The sequence below is a fragment of the Proteus terrae genome (assembly GCF_003144325.1).
Classification (GTDB): domain Bacteria; phylum Pseudomonadota; class Gammaproteobacteria; order Enterobacterales; family Enterobacteriaceae; genus Proteus; species Proteus terrae.
Genome location: NZ_PENS01000007.1, coordinates 180,987 through 203,349 on the forward strand (window position 1 = coordinate 180,987; position 22,363 = coordinate 203,349).

Here is a 22,363-nt window from a genome sequence, read left to right on the forward strand (position 1 = left end):
AATTGACGACAAACTGTTTTAAGCTTTATTGTAGATTTAGTTTATAACAATATTAAGCCTTTACCATAGTAAAGCGTTTACAAATATAAAAATTGGAGTCTACCTTGCAACATAAAGCTTACCAACCAGAGAATGCCTTAAGGGGTACTTCGATACCATTAGAAATATCTGCTAATCATGCTGTAAATGGGCATTCTATTAATGATATTCCAACCAATATGGACATTGCTTATTTTGCGATGGGCTGTTTTTGGGGAGTTGAACGTCTGTTTTGGCAACAACAGGGCGTTTATTCAACGAGTGCAGGTTATAGTGGTGGTGTAACAGAAAACCCAACTTACCAACAAGTTTGCCAAGGTTTAACAGGCCATAGTGAAGTGGTAAGAATTGTTTTTGATCCCTCAGTGATTAGCTATTCACAACTTTTGGCTCTTTTTTGGGAAAATCACAATCCATCACAAGGGATGCGCCAAGGTAATGATATTGGCAGCCAATACCGTTCTGCCATTTACACTGTTAATGAAGAGCAATATGCTCAAGCTATTGAGTCAAAAAAACGTTATCAACAAGCAATGAATACTCAAGGTGCTACTGAAGCAATCACGACTGAAATTCAGCCTGTGGGTCCTTTCTATTTTGCTGAAGATTACCACCAGCAATATTTACATAAAAACCCACAAGGTTACTGTGGATTAGGTGGAATAGGCATCTGCTATCCCCCTGAAAAGTAAAACTAGCAGAAAATAGCAGGGCGATGATATAATTACGCCCTCTTATCTATCTTTGTGAATAATTTCATCACAATATATTGATTTATCTTCTATTTTTAACACTCTAGTATTCCCCTTTGGATTAAATACTTGGGGTGGTGTGAGCCTTATATGCTTAATAGTTTACTCATTGTGCTTTTGCTTTGTGCTATCAGCGCTTTTTTTTCGCTGTCTGAAATCTCTCTTGCTGCTTCTCGTCGAATTAAACTCAAACAACTTGTTGATGAGGGTAATATTAACGCCGCGCGTGTATTAAAAATGCAAGAAATGCCAGGCATGTTTTTTACCGTTGTACAAATTGGATTAAATGCCGTCGCTATCCTAGCGGGTATTGTTGGTGAATCTGCATTCTCTCCTTCGTTAAAAAGCTTTTATCTCCAATTTTTTGAAGAGCCATTAGCGCAACAGCTTGGATCTATTTGTTCTTTTATTATTGTCACATCCATGTTTATTTTATTGGCTGACTTAACGCCAAAACGCATTGGTATGATAAAACCTGAAGCTATCGCATTAAGAATTGTGAACCCAATGCGTTTCTGCCTTGCCTTTTTCCGCCCTCTGGTTTGGTTATTTAATGGTATGGCAGATCTCATCTTCAAATTATTTAAAATCCCAATGGTAAGAAATGAAGATATTACTTCTGATGATATTTTTGCCATCGTAGAAGCTGGTGCTGTTGCTGGGGTTTTACGTAAACAAGAGCATGAGCTGATAGAGAATGTTTTTGAATTAGAGTCACGTACCGTACCATCAGCAATGACTCCTCGAGAAGATGTGGTCTATTTTGATCGTGAAGAAACTGAAAGCGACATCAAAGAAAAAATTGCCACTCAACCTCACTCTAAGTTTCTCGTTTGCGAAGGTGATATCGACCATATTATTGGTTATGTTGATTCTAAAGAGTTACTTAATCGCGTTATTAACGGGCAAAGCTTAAATCTCAATGAAGGTGTTCATATCCGTAAGGCTCTGATTATTCCTGATACATTAACGCTTTCAGATATGTTGGAAAGCTTTAAAACATCCGGTGAAGACTTTGCCATCATCCTTAATGAATACGCTATGGTGATGGGTGTTATTACACTAAATGATGTGATGACAACTTTAATGGGCGATTTAATTGGACCGGGGCAAGAAGAGCAAATTGTGAGTCGTGATGAGCACTCATGGTTAGTTGAAGGTGGTACACCAATTGATGATGTAATGCGTGCACTTGATATCGACGATTTCCCAGATTCAAGTAACTATGAAACCATCGCAGGTTTTATGATGTATCGCTTACGTAAAATTCCCAAACGCACTGATTATGTGAAGTTTTCAGGATACAAATTTGAAGTTGTCGATATTGATAATTACAAAATAGATCAATTACTTGTAACAAAAGTAGATGATATTCCACCTGTTAAGCCGATTTTACAAGAACATGTTCCTGTTATACAGACAACAACAGAAGTCGATATCAAGACAAATGAGAATAAAACGGTAAGCTAACAAGTAACAAGCCGAAATTAATAACTGAGTCTTATCGAAGATATTTACGAGAAAGACTCAGTTATCTATCAGATAAAAGTTAGCCCATTTCTGCTTTCAGTAAAACGACCTGCTGGTTCACTTCACTCATGACATTAAAATGTAGCTTATCTCTTATTTTAGGTAATAAAATTTTACCGTAATCGAATTCAAATGCACCCATTCCTTTGATGTAAAACCGTCCACGAAATAATGTCTTAACGTAGAGAGCAATTTTTTCAGGGTTATAGCGATTGAAGATTTTCATCTTTCAGTTAGTCTCCCATGCTCGTTGTTGAGTTTAATAAGTCATAAAGACTTATCTTTGTATATCAAATTTAAAGACCTAATTATAAGTACTAGGTTCAACTTATTTGATTTTCTTATCTGTTTTTACATTTATTGACAGTAAAGAATATAAATAAAGATAGCCTGTGCGTTATTTTACCCACTCAATGTTAAATAAATGTATCAATGATGAGGTATTATTCTTCATTAGCTTCTATGCTTAAATAGAATCTAATGTCGATTTCAATAATAGGATCATGGCTATGCACAAAATAACCTTAGCTGCTCTTTTACTCAGCACATCCACATGGGCATTTGCACATAACATCACTGAAAATACAGTACTTCCCGCTGTCACAATCAATGACAAAGGTGAGCTACTTTATGACACAACCAAAGATAAGTTTAGCTACCAAAATTGGAATAGTGGTCTGCTCAGTGGAAAAGTACGTACTGTTCAGCATATAGCAGGACGTAGCAAAGCTAAGGAGATGAATGCGCCGTTTATTGAAGCCGTAAAACTGGCTAAATTCCCACATAGCAGTTATCAAACTACAACAATTATTAATACTGATGATGCTGTGTTTGGTACAGGCCCATTTGTTCGTGGCAGTGTTGAAGACAGTAAAAAAGAATTTCCTTGGTCACAATTTATTGTTGATGCTGATGGTGTAGCATTAAAAGGCTGGGGATTAGAAAAAGAGAGTTCAGCTATTGTTGTTTTAGATAAACAAGGCAAAGTTCGTTTCGTCAAAGAAGGTGTATTAAGTGGTGCAGAAATCACGACTGCAATCAATCTTATCAACGATTTAATTAAAGAATAATTCCTGTGTCAGAGCCCTTATAAAACAAAGGGCTCCGATTTTGTAAAGTGGTACTAAAAGATAGAAACTCTAAATCCTGGGTTTATCAGCGACTCTTTTGGGGAATAATCTAGCGTTACTCCTTTCCAATCCGTGACATGTGCGCCCGCCGCAATCGCAATAGCATGACCTGCCGCGGTATCCCATGTATGTGTAGGCCCAAAGCGAGGATAAAGCTGTGCTTTACCTTCAGCGACTAAACAAAACTTCAAAGATGAACCAACAGCAACGGTTTGATGTGCGCCAAGTTGTGAGAGGTATTCTTTTAATTCATCATCTTGATGAGAACGACTAATCACAATCACGGGTGGCTCCGCACGACTTGCATGAATAGGCAATCGTTGCCCACACGCTTCTTTCCACGCCTGTTTATTTGCTGCTGCATATAACACATTTTGAACAGGAGCATAAACAACCCCTAAAACAGGAATACCCTTTTCAATTAAAGCGATATTTACCGTAAACTCACCATTCTTACTGATAAATTCTTTAGTTCCATCTAGAGGGTCAATCAGCCAATAACGATCCCAATGACGACGAACTTCCCATTCAGGGGGATCTTCTTCAGATAATTGAGGTATATCTGGAGCAATAGAAGCAAGTCCTTGTTTGATAACTTGGTGAGCAGCCAAATCAGCCTCTGTAACAGGTGAATTATCACTTTTTTCCTGTACTTGGATAGGCTCTGATTGCTGATAGATCTGCATTATCGCCGTACCTGCTTGGCGAGCTAATTTGCTGACTTGTTCTAACATAATGCACCTCTCTTATTTCTATAAGCAGATAACTTCTCTTATAAAAATTAATTACCCTACTGTCTCTTTATTTTAGTACAGAGACGAAAATAGCCGGCAAAACCGGCTATTTTTTACTCTGATTTACCGCAGAATAAGAAATTATAAAATTTCTAATAATTCTACTTCAAATACTAATGTTGCGAATGGAGGAATAGCCGCACCAGCTCCACGTTCGCCATAAGCTAATTGGTAAGGAATATATAATTCCCATTTTGAACCTACTGGCATTAATGTTAATGCTTCAATCCAGCCTGCGATAACGCCATTTACTGGGAATTCGGCTGGTTGGCCACGTTGAACAGAGCTATCAAACACAGTGCCATCAATTAAACGACCAGTGTAGTGAACACGAACATGATCTGTTCGCGCTGGAATTGCGCCTTCACCGGCAGTCAGTACTTTGTACTGTAAGCCAGATTCTGTAACTTGAACGCCCTCATTTTTCACATTTTCTTCTAAGAAGATTTTACCAGCATCAGCCAGCTCTGCTTGGCGTTCTTGACGAACAGCTTCAGCACGCTCGTGCATAGTACGTAAGGCATTGTGTAATGTTTCAACAGGTACAGAAGGCGCATTACCTTCTAATGCATCGGTCAAGCCAGCTAACAGTGCTGCGGGCTCTAATCCTTGAAGACCTGATTCAGTCAGTTGTTGACCGACTTGCAGACCAATACCGTAACTTGCCTGTGATTCGATAGAATCAAATGATGGTTTTGACATGAAAAATACCTGTTTTTTATGAAAGTTAGATCCAAGAATAACAGTGGTAAGGTACAGCGTAAACCTTGAGTCTTGAGTAATGGGAATTATTCATTAAAAACATAAGCAATTGACCTTATTTATCGTCTTTTTGACGCTTTTTTATTGGCATTTGTCATACTTATTTTCACAACATCGCAACACAGGCATATAATTATAAACAGGCACAAAACTGCCTAGCCTTATAAATATCAATATATATGTGTTCAGAGAGGTATTAAGTGAAGATAACGACGAATCCCTATTTCCGCGAACAAGGCTATATTGATGGTCTTTGGTGTAATGCTAAAAATAACGAAACTGTTGATGTTGTCGATCCTGCCACGGGTATTTTACTTGGTACTGTACCCAATATGGCAACACAAGAAGCAATAATGGCTGTTGATGCTGCACAAAAAGCATTACCCAAATGGCGTGCACTCACAGCACATCAGCGCGGAGCATTATTGCAAAATTGGTTTAGATTAATCACTGAAAATAAAAGAAAACTTGCTGAATTAATGACATTTGAGCAAGGTAAACCTGTTGCTGAAGCTGAAGGTGAAATTGCTTATGCAGCCTCTTTTATTGAATGGTTTGCAGAACAAGGTAAGAGAACCAACGGTGAAATTATTCCCTCACCTTCTGCTGATAAACGCTTGATGGTGATTAAACAAGGTATCGGTGTTTGCGCTGCTATTACACCTTGGAACTTCCCGGCTGCTATGATCACCCGTAAAGCAGCTCCTGCATTAGCGGCAGGTTGTACTATGGTGATTAAACCTGCCAATGAAACACCTTATACCGCATTGGCTTTAGCTGAATTAGCGGCTCAAGCCGGTATTCCCGCTGGTGTTATTAATATTGTAACCGGAGATGCCATTAAAATTGGCGAAGTCTTTACCTCTGACAACCGTGTTCGCAAATTAAGTTTCACAGGCTCTACGGGTGTTGGACGTTTATTAATGCGTCAGTGTTCAGATAGCGTAAAAAAAGTCTCTTTAGAATTAGGTGGCAATGCACCATTTATCGTGTTTAACGATGCCGATATTGATAAAGCGGTTGAAGGTGCTATCGGGGCTAAATTCCGTAATGCAGGACAAACCTGTGTTTGCGCTAACCGTTTTTATATTCATAAAGATATTTATCAACAATTTAGCGAACGTTTTGTTGCCGCCGTTAAAAAGCTCAAAGTAGGGAATGGTTTTGAAGAAGGTGTCACTATTGGACCTCTTATTAACCGTAAAGCTGTTGAGAAATCACAATCATTGCTTGCTGATACATTAAAACGCGGTGCAACACTGCTTTGTGGTGGGGATAATGATAAAGCGGGTGAGAACTTCTTCCAACCAACCGTTGTTGGCAATGTTCCCGCTGATAGCCATATCCTTGAAGAAGAAATATTTGGCCCTGTTGCACCTTTAGTTATTTTTGAAAATGAAGATGAAGTGGTGCATTTAGCTAATAACACCATTTATGGCTTAGCTGCTTATTTTTATAGTGGAAACCCACAACGTATTTGGCGTGTTGCTGAAAATTTAGAATACGGCATGGTGGGGATTAACACCGGTTTAATTTCCAATGAAGTTGCACCATTTGGTGGTATTAAACAATCAGGTTTAGGTCGTGAGGGCTCTGAACACGGCATTGAAGACTATATGGAGATGAAATATGTCTGCCAAGGGTTATAAATAACCTTTAACCCAATTTATAAAAGTAAGTCAGCATGGATGCTACTGCTTTTTTCTGGCTTTTTTATTAAAAGGGAAAGGAAATATTTAATATGCTATATCAAAGGAGATATGTAACTAATATTCCTTTATTTTTTAAGCTAACTTTTTATGAAAAATCCTTAGCATTCCTTTGCTAAAGATTTTTATTATTTTATTTTCTCTTTATTTTACTTAAATCAGTGATAAAGCATTTCGTGAACAATATCATCTGCTTTCATTGAATAAGGGTAATATGTTGGCCAATTACTTAATTCTTTGAGTAACTTATCTTGTGATGTATTGCCCATATATAAATGGAAGTGCCCTGCTTTCTCTGGTGCAATTATGTGGTCGCTAAATTGAATAAACTTAGGTGCTTGGCTTTTGGCATCATCACAGCGGAAAAGATAGCGTACCCCTTTTTTACCAGACTCATAATGTAGAATACGATAACCATCATAATGATATTCACAGCTATCGACTTTCTCTCCACGATGGAACTCGATAATATTGTTTTCAATACCAATCATATCCACATCAGTTTTATAGCCTTGTGTATAGTAAGTTCGGTACTCTTCAACCGTTTTATCTTTTTTTGTTTCCGCTTTCTTTTGTAAAACCTCATCTAACTCACCACTAAGAAGATAAGGCTCTACAGATTGCCATACACCATCCCAATCACTGAGTTGGCGATCAAGAACATCCTTATCTTCAAAAATTCCATTAGCGGCATCTCGTTGAGCTTGTGTTTGTACTTTTTCATGATGGTGACCATGTGCTAAAACAGACATAGCACTACCCAATAGTCCCATAATAAAAATACAAGAAAGGACTGGCTTTTGCATAATCTTACCCCTGAACGGCTTTAAAACGTGGGTTTGACTTACAAATCACGTAAAGGCGACCACGGCGACGCACCACTTTGCAATCTGGATGGCGTTGTTTAGCGCTTTTTAATGAACTTAATACCTGCATTATCTCTTCCTTACTTAATAAATTGACCAAAACGTTTATTAAAACGTGCCACATTACCTTCTTGAGAATGTGTCTTTTGCTTACCGGTATAAAATGGGTGTGATTGAGAGGAGACATCTAATGTCACATAAGGGTATGTTTGCCCTTCATACTCTATCGTTTTTTCCGTTTGGATGGTTGAACCCACTTTAAAATAAGCATCTGCACTGGTGTCATGGAAAATCACTGTTCGATATTGAGGATGAATACCTAGTTTCATAATAAACCCTATTTTATTTGTAATGTTATAATGTAACATTTTATAGTTGAATTAATGTAACGCTTTTTAATTTTATTGACCAGTTTTTTTTTGATTTGTTTTTCTATCTCAAGAGAGGAAGTATGTTTGGGATAAGTCTCTTTTAAGTGATATAAGTGGATTTTCTGGCTTTTTTTGTCCAGCTTTCCTATTTTCCGCTAAAGTTATACTAAGACGGCAAAACAAATAGGATTTATTATGACTAATTGGCGCGATAAGCTTTTCAGTAAGTCACCTCTGTCTATCGACCTTACAATAGACTTTCCTAACGTTTGTCCTTCTTCTGTTCCTTCAATTCTTTCGCTGTTAGCACCTTATGAAATAGGTGATACACCTTTACCTGATGAATTAAATCTATTGTCAGACGCTCACTTAAAAACAAAACCTAATGATGATTCAATACCTTTTAGTTGGTCGGCTGGCGCTCGTGAAGGTATTATTTTGCACCAACGAATAGGTCGAGCAATTGAACAACAGCCTTCTCAAAAGGCATGTGAAGAATTTGCGCTATCCCTCTACCATGCAATAAAGCATGTCGTTCTTTTACCGGATAAAGGACATATCGCTTCTTTTTATTCACTTGCCTGCCAAGATAAACTCGCTCCTATTACCTATCTTTCTTATTTGATAGATAAAATAGAACAAGATGAAACACTGATTAATCATGAGATCTATTTTCAATTGATCTTATGGATCTTAAAGTTAAGTCCTGATAAGAATCCTATCAAAATAGCTTTAAGGCTATTAGGATCATTTAATGATAGTGCCTCTCAGCGTTTACTCTTATTGTTCGCCCTGCATCCTGAATTTACCCTTTATGCTATTCGTTCGCTAAAACAGCGCCTTTCTTGTGAAGAGTTTGAGCCTTTTTTACACTCCCTAGGCCAACGAACTAAAGGCTGGGGACGCATTCAGTTTATCGAGCATTTGCCTTCAACACTGTCTGTTAATAATCGCTATTGGCTACTGACTGAAGGGTATAAAAATAATGTAATGACAGAGTACGTCGCCTATGACTGTGTCACAAAAGGGACACTATTAGAGATGCTGAATACGCATCCTTTAGATAATGAACTATTACTTGGTTGTAGCGATCTTTTACGTGCACTGCTTAATGGCGGTCCCGCAAAAGATATTTATGATTATGTAGAGGGCCCGCAAGCATGCAATGCTTTTATTTCACAAGTTGATACTTTGCCTCCAAAAGAATTAAAGCTCCTCTATTGTGTCTGTGAAATTACTGACTTTGTGCAAAATAGTGGTGAAGATTGGTTATTACTTGAGTCTCTCGGCTGGAACGATCATTGCCAACAACAAATTATTTCTGCTTCGCAAAATATTATTCAAAAACCAGAATGGTCGACACTTATTATTGAAGCATTACAAAACCCTTCTCGCTCAAAAAATTACCAAGCGAGTCTTGTTGCTAAATCTCTTCGCCTTGATATCTGGGAGTTACTCTTCTCACTACAAAAAGATAATCCCAATGCAGATTGGTGGCACCAATTAATGCAAACGGATGCCTCTCACAAAATAGAAAGAGTAGTTAAACTTGCAGAACAACAAATTGAATTAACAGCATTAGATAGCACAGATGATCCATTAATAACTACCCACTCTGAATATCAGCCCCATCATGCCGTTGAATATATTATGCAAGATCTTGGTGGTTTTCCCGGTATCGGCTGGTCACTTATCAAAAGGCAGTTACGTAGTCCGACATTGCGTGATAGAAATATGGCGCTGAATGTTCTTTCAACATGGTCTGACACATTATTGCCTCATGATCTTTATGGTGAATTAGCGCAGGCTTTAACCATAGAAACTGATAAAAATGTGAATCAACGCATGAAACTATTTTTAGTTAACCATCAAGGAAATAAAGAACATTAACGGTTAGAGCGAATAGATAATTCTGAAAAGAATTCAGGGAGCAGGTTAGGATCATGGTTCGTGCTAGTATGGCTACAAGGAATAAAAAAGATGTTACAGCAATTCATAATACTGATTCACAGATCAATAATGAGGTGAATATGGGCAAATTCCCTGGCTTACATCGTCGGGCAATACTGGTTATTGCTGTTGTTTTATTGGTCATATTTTTTTGGCCAACAAGTGAAAATAATGGTGAACCACCTCAACCGTCATCATCGACGCATGACCTTCCTGTGCCTATTTCACCATCAGTATCAACAAATGATCCAACTTATCAAACCTCGATCCCTCAAGCGCAAGATAGCTTAAATGCCGATCCCGAAGCTTCTCCATCAATAGAGGAGCCAACGGCAAATGATCCAGAAGGAAATGTTGTTCAAACAACACCACAACAAGATACTCAATCAACACCAGCGCAAACATGGCAAACTTATACCATTAAAGAGGGACAAACCTTAGCGCAACTGTTTAGAGACAATCAACTTCCTGTCAATGATGCATTCTCTATGGCGAAATCAGAAGACCAACAGAAGTCATTAAGTCAATTACGCACAGGGCAAACTATTCGTTTACAGCGTAACCCACAAGGTGATGTCAGTATGCTAGAAGTGACAAATACCGCCGGTACTGTTATCACTTACACTCGTTTGAGTGATGGAAGTTATTACCGTACTCCATAGTAAGAAGAGATTTAATTTATCCAAAAAAAACGCCAGCTTAGCTGGCGTTTTTCTTTATCAACATTAACTGTTTAATCAGAGATTATTCAGCAACGATAATAACATTCAGTTCAGCGAATACGTCACTGTGAACTTGGAAGTGAACTTCGTGGTCACCAGTAGTACGCAGAACGCCATTTGGCAGGCGAACTTCGCTCTTACACATTTCAACGCCAGCTGCAGTTACTGCATCAGCGATGTCACGAGTACCGATTGAACCAAACAGTTTACCTTCGTCACCCGCTTTAGAGCTGATAGTGACAGAACCCAGTGCATTGATCTTCGCTGCACGAGCTTCAGCTGCTGCTAAAGTTTCAGCTAATTTAGCTTCTAACTCAGCACGACGCGCTTCGAAAAACTCGATGTTTTTCTTAGTCGCAGAAACAGCTTTACCCTGTGGGATTAAATAGTTACGAGCATAGCCCGATTTTACGTTAACCTGATCACCCAGGCTACCCAGATTCGCTACTTTATCAAGCAGAATAATTTGCATTACCTTATCCTCTACAAGTCATTAATGGACTATATACCTATTACTGATGACGATCAGTATAAGGTAATAAAGACAGGTAGCGTGCGCGCTTGATAGCACGAGCCAGCTGACGCTGGTATTTTGCACGAGTACCGGTGATACGACTTGGTACAATTTTACCACTTTCAGTGATATAGTTTTTCAGCGTAGCGATATCTTTATAATCGATCTCTTGTACGCCTTCTGCTGTGAAACGGCAGAACTTACGACGACGGAAATAACGTGCCATATGGCTAGTCTCCAGAATCTATCAATTCAATCTGCTCGGCATGAAGCACCAATTTAAACAATCCATTTCGCGCCTGATGGCTACTAATGAATCCAGAAACGGTGATTTGGCTGCCGACCGTTATACTGTGAGTAACTGCTTGTAACGCTTTCCCGCTAGCAATAATGGGCATTCGGCACCATGATTGTCTTTTTAATCCCGCCTCTTCTTGTACTGAACGATGTTCAATAACAAATTGACAGTGCGGGATCCCAGCGGGGCTAACTTTTCGAATTAATGCTTTGCACACTGTGCCAGTTAGCACCAAATGATTATTAGCCGTCACAGCACTAATTACTCTTCAGAATCCTCTGCTACATCATCAACTTCATCTTCATCATCTAGGTCATCAGCGATATCACGACGGCGTTCGTCTTTTGCTTTAACCATTGGAGAAGCTTCAGTTACTGCGTGTTTAGTACGCATAATCATGTTGCGGAGAACGGCATCGTTGAAACGGAAAGTAGTTTCCAGTTCATCAATCACTTCCTGCGGAGCTTCAACGTTCATCAGAACGTAGTGTGCTTTGTGCAGTTTATTGATTGGATAAGCTAATTGACGACGACCCCAGTCTTCTAGACGGTGGATCTGACCATTTGCATTAGTGATAGCGGTTTTATAACGCTCGATCATGCCCGGAACTTGTTCGCTCTGGTCAGGATGAACCATAAAAACGATTTCGTAATGACGCATTTGATATTGCTCCTTACGGATTTATCAGCCTCCTGTCAGGGTCAGTCACCACCCATGGAGGCAAGGAACTTGTTTAAGTTGTGACTGAAAAAATTGACGCGTAACTATACCCCCGCGGCCAATAAAACTCAAGGGAGTATAGATAATAAAATAAACTAAGCGATTATTTCACCATTATACGCTGGCGCATCGCTTCAAATAAGCAAACGCCGGTTGCCACAGAAACGTTAAGTGATGATACCGTACCCGCCATTGGGATACTAATCAGCTCATCACAATGCTCTCGCGTTAAGCGACGCATACCTTCACCTTCAGCACCCATTACTAATGCCATTGGGCCTGTTAGTTTACTTTGATATAAAGTGTGGTCTGCTTCACCTGCTGTGCCAACAATCCAAATATTCTCTTCTTGCAGAAAACGTAGTGTACGAGCAAGGTTAGTCACTTTAATTAAAGGAACACTTTCTGCTGCACCACAAGCCACTTTTTTGGCTGTTGCATTTAATTGTGCGGAGCGATCTTTCGGAACGATAACAGCATGCACACCGGCTGCATCTGCGCTACGTAAACAAGCCCCTAAATTATGGGGATCCGTCACGCCATCGAGTACTAATAAAAAAGGTGTACCGACTTTAGCTAATAAGTCTGGTAAATCTTGTTCTTGATACTGACGACCTGGTTTTACTTTAGCAATAATACCTTGGTGAACAGCACCTTCAGTTTGGCTATCTAACCATTGGCGATTAGCGATTTGAACCAGAATACCTTGTGCTTCTAATTCATGAATAACCGGTGTTAAACGGCGATCTTCACGCCCTTTTAATACATAAACTTCTTTAAAACGTGCAGGATCACGCTCAAGTAATGCGGTTACTGCGTGAATACCATAAATAATTTCTTCGCTCATAGCGGTGCTTACTCATTAAAAAATAAAAGGCACAAAACAGATAAAAGGCGGAGTCTCCGCCTTTTAAAAAAGAATCAGAAGAATAAAACGTTATGCGTTATCGCGTTTGGCTGCGCGTTTAGCTTTAAGTTTTGCCTCTATCTTTTTGGTTTGTGATGATGCTTTCTTACGTTTGCTACTTGCTTTATCTTTCGCAACTTGGTCTTTTACGGCTTTGTCTTTGCTCGCATTACCTCGACCTGATGATTTACCTTTTTTAAAGGCACTATCTGGCTCAAAGTTTTTATCTTTGCTTGCATCACGACAGCGAGACTTACTCGAACTTGCGTTTTTCTTGTCTTTTTCACCTTTTAAACCACGAACACGGGCTGTTTTACCCGGATTACGCGCGGTGCGTGTTGTTGAAATTAAAGAGAAGTCGATAGTACGTTCATCCATACTAACTGCTTCAACTTTCACTTCAACTTCATCACCAAGGCGATAGACTTGTCCTGAAGACTCACCAATTAAGCGTTGCCCTACATTATCATACTGATAGTAATCATTATTTAATGTAGAAACATGCACCAGACCATCAATAAACAGATCATTTAAGCGAACAAAGAAACCAAAGCCCGTTACGCTGGTGATAATACCCGTAAATTGTTGACCAATTTGGTCCAACATAAAGTCACATTTCAGCCAATCAGCAACATCTCGTGTTGCTTCATCAGCACGACGCTCAGTTAAAGAACAGTGCTCGCCTAATTGCAACATGGTGTCCATATCACTATGGTAGCCACCCGTTGGTGTCCAACGTTGTGAGCCGTGACCTTCTTCCTTCGCAATCTGATATTTAATTGCACGATGCAAGGCTAAATCAGGGTAACGACGAATTGGTGAAGTAAAGTGTGCGTAAGATTTTAATGCTAAACCAAAGTGCCCACGATTTTCAGGATCGTAAATCGCCTGTTTCATTGAGCGCAAAATCATGGTTTGTAGCATTTCACGATCTGGTCTGTCTTCAACCTCTTTCATGACACGCGCATAATCTGCTGGCTCTGGTGTTAAGCCGCCAGGCAGCGTTAAACCTAATTCATTAAAGACAGAGCGTAGATTCAATACGCTGTCTTCTTTTGGTTTATCATGAATACGGTAAAGTGCAGGTTCTTCATTTTTCTCAACAAAACGAGCGGCTGCGATATTAGCAAGGATCATGCACTCTTCAATCAATTTATGTGCATCGTTACGAACAACTGGCTCGATACGCTCAATACGACGCTCGGCATTAAAGATAAACTTCGCTTCTTCTGATTCAAAACCAATTGCGCCGCGCTGTTCGCGCGCTTTATCTAATGCTTGGTATAACTCATACAGATGCTCAATATCTTTAACGATAGGCTTATAGTGCTCACGCAATTCTTCATCACCTTGAATGATTTTCCACACTTTGGTGTAGGTCATTCGAGCATGAGAACTCATCACTGCTTCATAGAATCTGTAAGAAGAAAGACGCCCTTGCTCAGAAACGGTCATCTCACAAACCATACATAAACGGTCAACTTGTGGATTTAATGAGCACAATCCATTAGACAGAACTTCTGGCAACATCGGCACAACTTGAGAAGGGAAATAAACAGAGTTTCCTCGGCTACGTGCTTCTGTATCTAGTGCTGTTTGTGGGCGTACATAATAACTAACATCTGCAATCGCAACCCATAAACGCCAACCGCCACCTTTTTTACGTTGACAATAAACGGCGTCATCAAAGTCTCGCGCATCTTCACCGTCAATAGTAATTAAAGGTAAATTACGTAAATCAACTCGCCCTTCTTTAGCGGATTCAGGCACATCTTCTTTTAAATCCGCAACTTCTTTTGTCACTTTTGCAGGCCATGTATACGGGATCTCATGAGTACGTAATGCGATTTCTACCGCAATACCTGTTCCCATGGTTTCACCTAAGATCTCAACAATTCGACCTACTGCTTGCGTGCGTCGAGTTGGTCTTGTTGTGATCTCAACCACCACCACATTTCCCATACGCGCGCCCATGATATCCTCTTTAGGAATAAGAATATCAAAGCTTAAACGGCTATCATCAGGTACAACAAATCCCATACCTGACTCAATAAAATAGCGACCTACAATTTGGTTATTTCTCGGTTCAATAACACGAACAACACGACCTTCACGACGACCTTTTCTATCCATACCTAAAGGTTGGGCAAGGATAACATCGCCATGCATGGTTTTTTTCATTTCATCTTGTGAAAGATAGAGGTCATCTTTTTGGCCTTCTGCGCGTAAAAAGCCATAACCATCACGGTGACCGATTACCTTGCCTTTCCATAAATCAAGGCGTTCAGGTAATGCGTAGCACTGGCGACGGGTAAAAACTAATTGACCATCACGCTCCATCGCTCTTAAACGGCGACGTAACGCTTCTAAGTCTTCTTCACCTGAAATTTTTAACGCCTGCGCTAAATCTTCACGGCTCATTGGTGCCGTGCGTTTTTTCATTTCTTCTAAAATATATTCACGACTAGCAATTGGAGAGGCGTATTTTTCTGCTTCTCTATCCTGAAAAGGATCTTTTGACATTATGACCTCCAAGCTATCAGATTTGATGAAATAGTAGACTCAAACATCTTCTAATAACAATTTATATAAGGAGCTATTATTTTCAACTAGCTCTGCGAGTGTGTGACGGTCTAACTCTTTCAAAAACTGCTCAATTGCCTGATTCAACACCAGTTTCAGTCGACAAGCTGGGGTAATGTGGCAAAACTCAGCACTACAGTTTACTAATGAAAGTGGCTCTAAAGCACGAACAACCTCACCCACAATGATATCTGTTGCAGGCTTGCCTAAACGGATCCCTCCATTTTTACCACGAATAGCCTCAACAAAACCTAAATGGCTAAGTTGATTAATAATTTTCACCATATGGTTACGTGAGACGCCATAGACTTGTGTCACTTCAGTGATACTTGTCATTTTGCCTTCTGGCAATGAAGCCATATATATCAATGCCCGCAATCCATAATCTGTAAAACTGGTTAATTGCACAAGGACCTCTGAAAAGTGGTTTTCCCTATTAAAGTCGTTAAGGGATAAGTAATTATTAATGAGAATATCATTTTATTAAGCAATATTATGTTTAATTTTTGGACATTTAGCAAAGATATGCTCAAAAGTGGGTTATTTCCATCTCTCACTTGACTATTAGCAAAATAATAGCGACATCGCAGGCAAAGAAAAAGCGATACTGTCGATTTTCAACAGATCGCTTTTCTATTTCTGACTCTACAACAATAACATTGTCTTATTGTTTTTTACGCGTTACTGATAAAACAGAAGCAAAACCGAGTGTAAAGCTGTCTTATCTTATGTGTGTAATGCGTATTTCTATCTCAACTTAACCAACAAACAGATACGAAAAAATCGCCCCTGTCATTTTCAGGGACGATTTTCACATCAAACCAATTTAATGCGAATTATGCATCAAATGGATGACGGAGAATGATGGTTTCTGAACGGTCTGGGCCAGTAGAAACGATATCAACAGGAACACCTGTTAACTCTTCTACGCGCTTAATATAGTTCAGTGCTGCTTGTGGCAGTTGCGCGTGATCTTTCACACCAAACGTCGTTTCGTTCCAACCTGGCATTGATTCATAGATAGGCTCGATACCTTCCCAATCATCAGCAGCTAAAGGTGTTGTATCAATCACTTCACCGTTTGGTAAACGATAGCCTACACATAGTTTCACTTCTTTCAGACCATCTAACACATCCAGTTTAGTCATGCAGAAACCAGACAGTGAGTTGATTTGAACAGCGCGACGAATAGCGATGATATCTAACCAGCCAGTACGACGACTACGGCCTGTAGTTGCACCAAATTCTTGGCCTTTCTCACGTAAGAAGTCACCCACTTCATCAAACAATTCAGTTGGGAATGGACCTGCACCTACGCGAGTAGAGTAAGCTTTGATGATCCCTAATACATAACCAACATAGCGAGGGCCTAAACCTGAACCTGTTGCCACACCACCAGCGGTTGTGTTTGAAGAGGTTACATACGGATAAGTACCGTGATCGATGTCTAATAAAGTACCTTGTGCACCTTCAAACATCACTAACTCACCGTTTTGTGTTGCTTTGTACAGTAAGTCAGAAACATCAACAACCATACCAGTCAGAATATCAGCGATTGCCATGATATCGTCTAAGGTTTTTTGGTAATCAACAGGTTCAACTTTGTAGTAGTTCACCAGTTGGAAGTTATGGTATTCGATGATTTCTTTGAGTTTTTGTGCAAACGCTTTTTTATCAAACAGATCGCCAACACGTAAACCGCGACGAGCAACTTTATCTTCGTAAGCAGGACCGATACCACGGCCTGTTGTACCGATAGCTTTTTCGCCACGAGCTTTCTCACGCGCATTGTCTAATGCGATGTGATAAGGAAGGATTAATGGGCAAGCTTCAGACAGAAGTAAACGAGAACGAACAGGAATACCGCGATCTTCAAGTTGAGTCATTTCCTTCATCAACGCTTCCGGTGATAAAACGACACCGTTTGCTATGATGCTAACAACATTTTCACGGAGAATGCCTGATGGGATTAAATGAAGAACGGTTTTTTCACCGTCGATGACTAGAGTGTGACCCGCGTTATGGCCACCTTGGTAGCGAACAACATATTTAGCGCGTTCTGTCAGCAAATCGACTATCTTGCCTTTGCCTTCGTCACCCCACTGGGTGCCCAATACGACAACGTTATTACTCATTTCAAAATACACTCGGTTGCTTAAAAAAGGATTCTACCATCTCAATTCAAGAGTTACAGTAGATTTTATCTAATTATGTCATCCCCGCTTTTAAGCAATAGATTATCTTGCCATTGTCAATATTTTTGCCCGAAAAATCCGCATCACAAACATGTTGTGACTTTTATCAACAGTTTTGATCGCAAAAACAGGAAGCAGAGTGACATAAAAGTGAAAACGGCGAAGAAGACGCTTCGGAATTGCCGAAGGTTTATCTTGAAATGCAATTTTCACTTTATACTATCCCAGCTAAAACCATTTTGGAAACCATTAAGCGTAAATTTTCATCTTTTTATGCACAATTATTTATTTCTTAGCTTGATTACTAGCTTTATCTTATTGATATCAAAAAAATCCCCCACTTTTTAAGGTGGAGGATTTTATTATTTACTCAAACGGTTTAATACGTTTAGAAATTACTCTTCAATCGCTCGCGCTTTTGTTGGTGCTTTCATATAGCGTAAGAAGTCGCTATCTGGGCTTAACACCATGACGTCATTGCCGTCTTGGTTAAAGCTCTTCTCATAAGCACGTAAGCTACGGATGAAGGCATAGAAGTCTGGATCTTGGTTAAATGCATCAGCAAACAGTTTAGTTGCTTGTGCATCACCTTCACCGCGAAGACGTAATGATTCACGCTCAGACTCAGCCAGTGTCTCTGTTACAGTCTTATCAGCAGCTGCACGAATTTTCACCGCTTGCTCTTGACCTTGTGAACGGTGACGACGAGCAACAGCTTCACGCTCTGCACGCATACGCTGGTAAATTGCTTCAGAAACTTCCATAGGTAAGTTGATTTGTTTGATTCGAACGTCAATTACTTCAATACCTAAAGCCGCCATACTGTTCATGTTGATAGCAGGAGCTTGGCCTTTAGTTTCTTCAGCCACTTTTTTAGCTGCAATCGCAATTGCATCATCAGCAGCGCTTGAATCACGAGAAGGAGTACCTTCATTCAGTGCATTACGAACATCAATGGTTAAACGACCACGAGAATCCGTAATAATTTGGTTTACGCTCATACGACCAATCTCAGAACGTAAACGGTCACTGAATTTACGACGCAGTAAAGTTTCAGCTTGCATTGTGTTACCACCACCTGTTGCCAGATAGTAGGTGCTGAAATCACTGATACGCCATTTCAGATAAGAATCGACTAATAAGTCTTTATTCTCACCTGATAAGAAACGGTCTTGCTGGATATTCATAGTTTGAATACGCGCATCCAGTTTTTTCACATTCTCAATAAATGGAATTTTAAAGTGAAGACCAGGTTCATAAACAACGGGTTTATTTTCAGCATCACGTACAACTTTCGCAAAGCGTAAAATAATGCCACGCTCGTATTGTTGAACGACAAACACAGAAGAGTATAACAACGCTAAAATAATAACTGCAACAACAGCGATAACTTTACGCATGATTATTGTCCTCCTTGATTATTGCCGTAAGGCTGACCATAACCGCCATTATTACTACCATATCCACCATTACCATAAGTCGTTGTTGCTGGTTTTTGTGCCGGTGCTGGATTTACAGTTGGAGCGGGTGTGTTGATACGAGCAGGAGCCTCAAATGTATTTGATGGTGCAGATTGAGATTGCTGACGTAACATTTGCTCTAAAGGCAGCACTAACATGCTATTACCTTTATCATTAGCGATGACTTTACGTGTTTTTGATAACACTTTTTCCATCGTTTCAATGTAAAGACGCTCACGAGTAATTTCAGGAGCAGCACGATATTCAGGTAAGATTTTAGCAAAGCTAGCTACCTCACCTTCTGCTTTCATCACCACACTGGTTTTATAAGCGGTTGCTTCTTCAATCATACGTTGTGCGTTACCTTTTGCTAACGGTAACACTTCGTTTTTATAAGCTTCAGCTTGACGGATTGTTTTTTGTTCTTCTTCACGCGCAGCAATTACGTCATCGAATGCCGCTTTTACCGCTTCTGGTGGGCGAGCCACTTGGAAGTTGACGTCCACAATCGAGATACCCATGTTATAAGGACGGATAGTCTCTTCTAATTCTTGACGTGTTTGGTCACGAATTTCTGAACGGTTAGAGGTCAGAATTTTTTCCATTTCTGAACGACCAATAACGCCACGTACTGCGCTGTCAGTTGCCTGACCTAAGCTGTTAATTGGTGTTGTCAGATTAAATAGGAATGTTTCTGGATCAGAGACAACATACTGCACGTTTATCTCGACTTGAACCATGTTTTCATCTGACGTTAACATCATGCCACCCGTGGTTAAATCACGGATAGTTTTTACGTTAACAGGCTGAACTTCATCAATGAAAGTCGGTTTCCAGTTCAGACCAGGTTCAACGATTTGGTAAAATTTACCAAAACGAGTCACAACGCCTTGTTCTGCCTCTTTGATGGTATAAAAACCACTTGCAGCCCAAACCACGACAACCGCACCTAATGCAAGAGAAATCAAAAGATTTCCAGCATTGCTACGAGGACCGCCATTTTGCCCAGAAGAGGAATTTCCACCTTTTTTACCGCCGAAACCACCAAGCTTTTCACTCAGTTTACGGAACATATCATCGAGATCTGATGCTCCACGATTCCGACCTCCTTGATTGCCGTTGGAGTTACCGTTGCCATCGCCATTATTATTGCCGCTGTTTCGGTTACCCCACGGGTCGCGGTCTTGTCCGTTGTTACCGGGCTGATTCCACGCCATGTTCTAGCTCCATTATTATGATTAGATTTATCAGGCTTAAGAGCCGATTTCGTCGCCAGCTCTCAGTTAATGTTCATTATTATGGCCGAATATCAGACCACGTAATCCAATAAATTTGGTTCCTGCTTGCAAAGGCGGCGCCAGTCTACCATAGGCATACGTATGATTAGCCCAACTTTACCGTCTTTTTCAATCCATTCACGTTCTATTGATTGTAATTGATAAAAACGACTACGTAAGCGCCCTGTATTTTCTGGCGGTAAACGTAATTCAAAGTGTGCGATCTCACCTGAAAGACGTTCTGTCAACGCCTGATACAACAGAGGAATACCTTCGCCTGTTTGTGCAGAAACCCAAACCCTAACGGGTAAGTTTTCTTCATTTCGATCAATTCTTGGAGTGAAGTCTTCAAGAAGATCAATTTTGTTCATAACATGCAGTGTTGGTATCTCTTGAGCATCAATCTCTTCTAATACACTTTCAACTGCATGAATATTTTCCTCAAAACGACTATCTGCTGCATCAATCACATGAAGAAGTAAGGTAGCTTCTCGTGTTTCTTGCAAAGTGGCTTTAAAAGCAGCAACAAGATCATGAGGTAAATGTCGAATAAATCCAACTGTATCGGCTAAGACAACGGTTCCCACATCATCGACCTGAATACGTCTTAATGTCGGATCTAGCGTTGCAAAGAGCTGATCTGCTGCATACACATCAGAACAGGTAATATGATTAAATAAACTCGATTTCCCTGCATTTGTGTAACCAACAAGGGATAATGTTGGAATATCAGCTTTACTCCGCGCTTGCCGTCCTTGTTCGCGCTGACGCTCAACCCTACCCAATCGCATTAGAATTTGACTAATTTTACCTCGGAGTAAGCGGCGGTCTGTTTCTAGCTGCGTTTCACCTGGTCCTCGTAACCCAATCCCCCCTTTTTGTCTTTCAAGGTGAGTCCACCCTCTGACTAAACGAGTTGATAAGTGACGTAACTGGGCGAGTTCTACCTGTAGCTTTCCTTCATGGGTTCTTGCTCTTTGAGCAAAAATATCAAGGATAACTCCCGTGCGATCAACCACACGGCATTCACAAAGTCTTTCCAGATTTCGTTCTTGTGCAGGTGTTAGTGCATGATTAAATAAAACAACATCTGCACCACTTGCTTTTACAGCTTCGGCAATTTCTTCTGCCTTACCTTCACCCACATAATATTTAGGATGAGGCGCTTTGCGATTTCCTGTAATAATCTGAACTGGTTTAACACCCGCAGATGTCACCAAAGATTCAAATTCTTGCAAATCATCAACGTCCTTTTCTTGAGAAAAGAAGACGTGCACTAAAACGGCTAATTCGCCACCTTCATAACGATCAAACAAAGGCGAAACCTCTTGGACTTTATAAAAACAGGAAAAAACATAGGTAAAGTCTCCCTACCTATGTTTTTCTTATATCAAGAATAATATTGGATTATTATTCTGCAACATCATCCTGCTGAGCAGCGCCACCATTGTAGCCTGTACCAGTTTGGTTCGTGCCTGTGTTGCTATGATGAGAAACAGGACGCGAAGGTACCACGGTAGAGATAGCATGTTTGTATACCATCTGACTTACTGTGTTTTTCAGCAAAATAACAAATTGGTCAAAAGATTCGATCTGACCCTGCAATTTAATGCCGTTTACCAAATAGATAGAAACGGGAACCCTTTCACGACGTAATGCGTTCAGGAAAGGATCTTGCAAAGATTGCCCCTTAGCCATTCTATGTTTTCCTTATTTTGTTGTTTTATATTAGAACCCAATTGGTTCGAAAAATGAACTACTCAAAAATTGCGCTTTGGCAACTA

The 22,363-nt window shown here is 40.0% G+C and carries 25 protein-coding genes; 6 read left to right on the forward strand and 19 right to left on the reverse strand.

Going from position 1 to position 22,363, the window contains the following annotated elements; all coding sequences use genetic code 11:
- The first annotated feature begins 104 nt into the window (after window positions 1–104).
- Both msrA and DK857_RS08520 read left to right on the forward strand, forming a co-directional pair.
- Window positions 105–731: a peptide-methionine (S)-S-oxide reductase MsrA gene (gene msrA, locus DK857_RS08515; protein ID WP_193528592.1), complete on the forward strand. Its 627-nt coding sequence runs from the start codon at window positions 105–107 to the stop codon at window positions 729–731.
- A 150-nt stretch (window positions 732–881) separates the two neighbouring features.
- Entirely contained in the window at window positions 882–2,261 is a 1,380-nt protein-coding gene (locus tag DK857_RS08520) for a hemolysin family protein (RefSeq protein ID WP_109394689.1), read from the forward strand.
- 79 nt (window positions 2,262–2,340) lie between these two features.
- Here the strand turns inward: DK857_RS08520 and DK857_RS08525 are convergent, their stop codons facing one another.
- Complete coding sequence (locus tag DK857_RS08525; RefSeq protein ID WP_006535730.1) at window positions 2,341–2,547, reverse strand: DUF1107 domain-containing protein; 207 nt, start codon at window positions 2,545–2,547, stop codon at window positions 2,341–2,343.
- Between the two features lie 283 nt (window positions 2,548–2,830).
- On the opposite strand from DK857_RS08525, the gene DK857_RS08530 reads away from it, so the two are divergent.
- Window positions 2,831–3,391 (forward strand): YtfJ family protein, encoded by a 561-nt coding sequence (locus tag DK857_RS08530; RefSeq protein WP_109394691.1) that lies wholly within the window; start codon window positions 2,831–2,833, stop codon window positions 3,389–3,391.
- Window positions 3,392–3,444: 53 nt separating this feature from the next.
- On the opposite strand, the gene cysQ is transcribed toward DK857_RS08530, so the two are convergent.
- A complete protein-coding gene (gene cysQ, locus DK857_RS08535) occupies window positions 3,445–4,185 on the reverse strand; it encodes a 3'(2'),5'-bisphosphate nucleotidase CysQ (protein WP_075672801.1) in 741 nt (246 codons plus the stop codon).
- A 141-nt stretch (window positions 4,186–4,326) separates the two neighbouring features.
- Window positions 4,327–4,947 (reverse strand): peptidylprolyl isomerase, encoded by a 621-nt coding sequence (locus tag DK857_RS08540; protein ID WP_036939421.1) that lies wholly within the window; start codon window positions 4,945–4,947, stop codon window positions 4,327–4,329.
- Between the two features lie 260 nt (window positions 4,948–5,207).
- Here DK857_RS08540 and DK857_RS08545 point away from each other — a divergent pair, with 260 nt between their 5' ends.
- A complete protein-coding gene (locus DK857_RS08545) occupies window positions 5,208–6,656 on the forward strand; it encodes an NAD-dependent succinate-semialdehyde dehydrogenase (RefSeq protein WP_109394697.1) in 1,449 nt (482 codons plus the stop codon).
- Window positions 6,657–6,874: 218 nt separating this feature from the next.
- Here the strand turns inward: DK857_RS08545 and zinT are convergent, their stop codons facing one another.
- The 3 genes from zinT to DK857_RS08560 are packed head-to-tail and all read right to left on the reverse strand — an operon-like array spanning window position 6,875 to window position 7,911.
- Window positions 6,875–7,522, reverse strand: a complete 648-nt coding sequence (gene zinT, locus DK857_RS08550) for a metal-binding protein ZinT (protein WP_109394699.1) — start codon at window positions 7,520–7,522, stop codon at window positions 6,875–6,877.
- Between the two features lie 4 nt (window positions 7,523–7,526).
- Window positions 7,527–7,652, reverse strand: coding sequence for a type B 50S ribosomal protein L36 (gene ykgO / locus DK857_RS08555; RefSeq protein ID WP_006535739.1), 126 nt, complete (start codon window positions 7,650–7,652; stop codon window positions 7,527–7,529).
- A gap of 10 nt (window positions 7,653–7,662) precedes the next feature.
- A complete protein-coding gene (locus DK857_RS08560; RefSeq protein WP_023583603.1) occupies window positions 7,663–7,911 on the reverse strand; it encodes a type B 50S ribosomal protein L31 in 249 nt (82 codons plus the stop codon).
- A gap of 237 nt (window positions 7,912–8,148) precedes the next feature.
- On the opposite strand from DK857_RS08560, the gene DK857_RS08565 reads away from it, so the two are divergent.
- Both DK857_RS08565 and DK857_RS08570 read left to right on the forward strand, forming a co-directional pair.
- The gene (locus tag DK857_RS08565; RefSeq protein ID WP_109401979.1) at window positions 8,149–9,843 is read left to right on the forward strand and encodes a hypothetical protein; all 1,695 of its coding nucleotides are present in this window, start codon (window positions 8,149–8,151) and stop codon (window positions 9,841–9,843) included.
- A gap of 53 nt (window positions 9,844–9,896) precedes the next feature.
- Window positions 9,897–10,565 carry a LysM-like peptidoglycan-binding domain-containing protein gene (locus DK857_RS08570; protein WP_109394703.1) on the forward strand — a complete coding sequence of 223 codons (669 nt, stop codon included), beginning with the start codon at window positions 9,897–9,899 and terminating at the stop codon, window positions 10,563–10,565.
- An 82-nt stretch (window positions 10,566–10,647) separates the two neighbouring features.
- Here the strand turns inward: DK857_RS08570 and rplI are convergent, their stop codons facing one another.
- From rplI to hfq, 13 genes are all read right to left on the reverse strand, one after another.
- Window positions 10,648–11,097 (reverse strand): 50S ribosomal protein L9, encoded by a 450-nt coding sequence (gene rplI, locus DK857_RS08575; RefSeq protein ID WP_023583606.1) that lies wholly within the window; start codon window positions 11,095–11,097, stop codon window positions 10,648–10,650.
- 40 nt (window positions 11,098–11,137) lie between these two features.
- A complete protein-coding gene (gene rpsR / locus DK857_RS08580) occupies window positions 11,138–11,365 on the reverse strand; it encodes a 30S ribosomal protein S18 (RefSeq protein ID WP_000135199.1) in 228 nt (75 codons plus the stop codon).
- Between the two features lie 4 nt (window positions 11,366–11,369).
- Window positions 11,370–11,690 (reverse strand): primosomal replication protein N, encoded by a 321-nt coding sequence (gene priB, locus DK857_RS08585; RefSeq protein ID WP_109394705.1) that lies wholly within the window; start codon window positions 11,688–11,690, stop codon window positions 11,370–11,372.
- Window positions 11,691–11,698: 8 nt separating this feature from the next.
- Window positions 11,699–12,097: a 30S ribosomal protein S6 gene (gene rpsF / locus DK857_RS08590; protein ID WP_023583607.1), complete on the reverse strand. Its 399-nt coding sequence runs from the start codon at window positions 12,095–12,097 to the stop codon at window positions 11,699–11,701.
- A gap of 163 nt (window positions 12,098–12,260) precedes the next feature.
- Complete coding sequence (gene rlmB, locus DK857_RS08595; protein ID WP_161710649.1) at window positions 12,261–12,992, reverse strand: 23S rRNA (guanosine(2251)-2'-O)-methyltransferase RlmB; 732 nt, start codon at window positions 12,990–12,992, stop codon at window positions 12,261–12,263.
- Between the two features lie 102 nt (window positions 12,993–13,094).
- Complete coding sequence (gene rnr, locus DK857_RS08600) at window positions 13,095–15,587, reverse strand: ribonuclease R (protein ID WP_109401980.1); 2,493 nt, start codon at window positions 15,585–15,587, stop codon at window positions 13,095–13,097.
- Window positions 15,588–15,626: 39 nt separating this feature from the next.
- The gene (gene nsrR / locus DK857_RS08605) at window positions 15,627–16,055 is read right to left on the reverse strand and encodes a nitric oxide-sensing transcriptional repressor NsrR (RefSeq protein WP_036914714.1); all 429 of its coding nucleotides are present in this window, start codon (window positions 16,053–16,055) and stop codon (window positions 15,627–15,629) included.
- 428 nt (window positions 16,056–16,483) lie between these two features.
- Window positions 16,484–17,782, reverse strand: coding sequence for an adenylosuccinate synthase (locus DK857_RS08610; RefSeq protein WP_072069601.1), 1,299 nt, complete (start codon window positions 17,780–17,782; stop codon window positions 16,484–16,486).
- A 102-nt stretch (window positions 17,783–17,884) separates the two neighbouring features.
- Window positions 17,885–18,055: a hypothetical protein gene (locus DK857_RS19235; RefSeq protein WP_167394834.1), complete on the reverse strand. Its 171-nt coding sequence runs from the start codon at window positions 18,053–18,055 to the stop codon at window positions 17,885–17,887.
- Between the two features lie 182 nt (window positions 18,056–18,237).
- Complete coding sequence (hflC, locus tag DK857_RS08615; protein ID WP_109394711.1) at window positions 18,238–19,242, reverse strand: protease modulator HflC; 1,005 nt, start codon at window positions 19,240–19,242, stop codon at window positions 18,238–18,240.
- A gap of 2 nt (window positions 19,243–19,244) precedes the next feature.
- Window positions 19,245–20,519: an FtsH protease activity modulator HflK gene (gene hflK, locus DK857_RS08620; RefSeq protein WP_109401981.1), complete on the reverse strand. Its 1,275-nt coding sequence runs from the start codon at window positions 20,517–20,519 to the stop codon at window positions 19,245–19,247.
- 92 nt (window positions 20,520–20,611) lie between these two features.
- The gene (hflX, locus tag DK857_RS08625; RefSeq protein WP_109394715.1) at window positions 20,612–21,895 is read right to left on the reverse strand and encodes a ribosome rescue GTPase HflX; all 1,284 of its coding nucleotides are present in this window, start codon (window positions 21,893–21,895) and stop codon (window positions 20,612–20,614) included.
- Between the two features lie 94 nt (window positions 21,896–21,989).
- Window positions 21,990–22,277: an RNA chaperone Hfq gene (hfq, locus tag DK857_RS08630; protein WP_075672788.1), complete on the reverse strand. Its 288-nt coding sequence runs from the start codon at window positions 22,275–22,277 to the stop codon at window positions 21,990–21,992.
- Between the last annotated feature and the right edge of the window lie 86 nt (window positions 22,278–22,363).

Bases quoted from the DNA above. Each gene is read 5' to 3' on its own strand.
- DK857_RS08520 (WP_109394689.1), top strand. From the start codon at position 882: ATGCTTAATAGTTTACTCATTGTGCTTTTGCTTTGTGCTATCAGCGCT.
- DK857_RS08525 (WP_006535730.1), bottom strand. From the start codon at position 2,547: ATGAAAATCTTCAATCGCTATAACCCTGAAAAAATTGCTCTCTACGTT.
- DK857_RS08530 (WP_109394691.1), top strand. From the start codon at position 2,831: ATGCACAAAATAACCTTAGCTGCTCTTTTACTCAGCACATCCACATGG.
- cysQ (WP_075672801.1), bottom strand. From the start codon at position 4,185: ATGTTAGAACAAGTCAGCAAATTAGCTCGCCAAGCAGGTACGGCGATA.
- DK857_RS08540 (WP_036939421.1), bottom strand. From the start codon at position 4,947: ATGTCAAAACCATCATTTGATTCTATCGAATCACAGGCAAGTTACGGT.
- zinT (WP_109394699.1), bottom strand. From the start codon at position 7,522: ATGCAAAAGCCAGTCCTTTCTTGTATTTTTATTATGGGACTATTGGGT.
- ykgO (WP_006535739.1), bottom strand. From the start codon at position 7,652: ATGCAGGTATTAAGTTCATTAAAAAGCGCTAAACAACGCCATCCAGAT.
- DK857_RS08560 (WP_023583603.1), bottom strand. From the start codon at position 7,911: ATGAAACTAGGTATTCATCCTCAATATCGAACAGTGATTTTCCATGAC.
- DK857_RS08565 (WP_109401979.1), top strand. From the start codon at position 8,149: ATGACTAATTGGCGCGATAAGCTTTTCAGTAAGTCACCTCTGTCTATC.
- DK857_RS08570 (WP_109394703.1), top strand. From the start codon at position 9,897: ATGGTTCGTGCTAGTATGGCTACAAGGAATAAAAAAGATGTTACAGCA.
- rplI (WP_023583606.1), bottom strand. From the start codon at position 11,097: ATGCAAATTATTCTGCTTGATAAAGTAGCGAATCTGGGTAGCCTGGGT.
- rpsR (WP_000135199.1), bottom strand. From the start codon at position 11,365: ATGGCACGTTATTTCCGTCGTCGTAAGTTCTGCCGTTTCACAGCAGAA.
- rpsF (WP_023583607.1), bottom strand. From the start codon at position 12,097: ATGCGTCATTACGAAATCGTTTTTATGGTTCATCCTGACCAGAGCGAA.
- rnr (WP_109401980.1), bottom strand. From the start codon at position 15,587: ATGTCAAAAGATCCTTTTCAGGATAGAGAAGCAGAAAAATACGCCTCT.
- DK857_RS08610 (WP_072069601.1), bottom strand. From the start codon at position 17,782: ATGAGTAATAACGTTGTCGTATTGGGCACCCAGTGGGGTGACGAAGGC.
- hflC (WP_109394711.1), bottom strand. From the start codon at position 19,242: ATGCGTAAAGTTATCGCTGTTGTTGCAGTTATTATTTTAGCGTTGTTA.
- hflK (WP_109401981.1), bottom strand. From the start codon at position 20,519: ATGGCGTGGAATCAGCCCGGTAACAACGGACAAGACCGCGACCCGTGG.
- hfq (WP_075672788.1), bottom strand. From the start codon at position 22,277: ATGGCTAAGGGGCAATCTTTGCAAGATCCTTTCCTGAACGCATTACGT.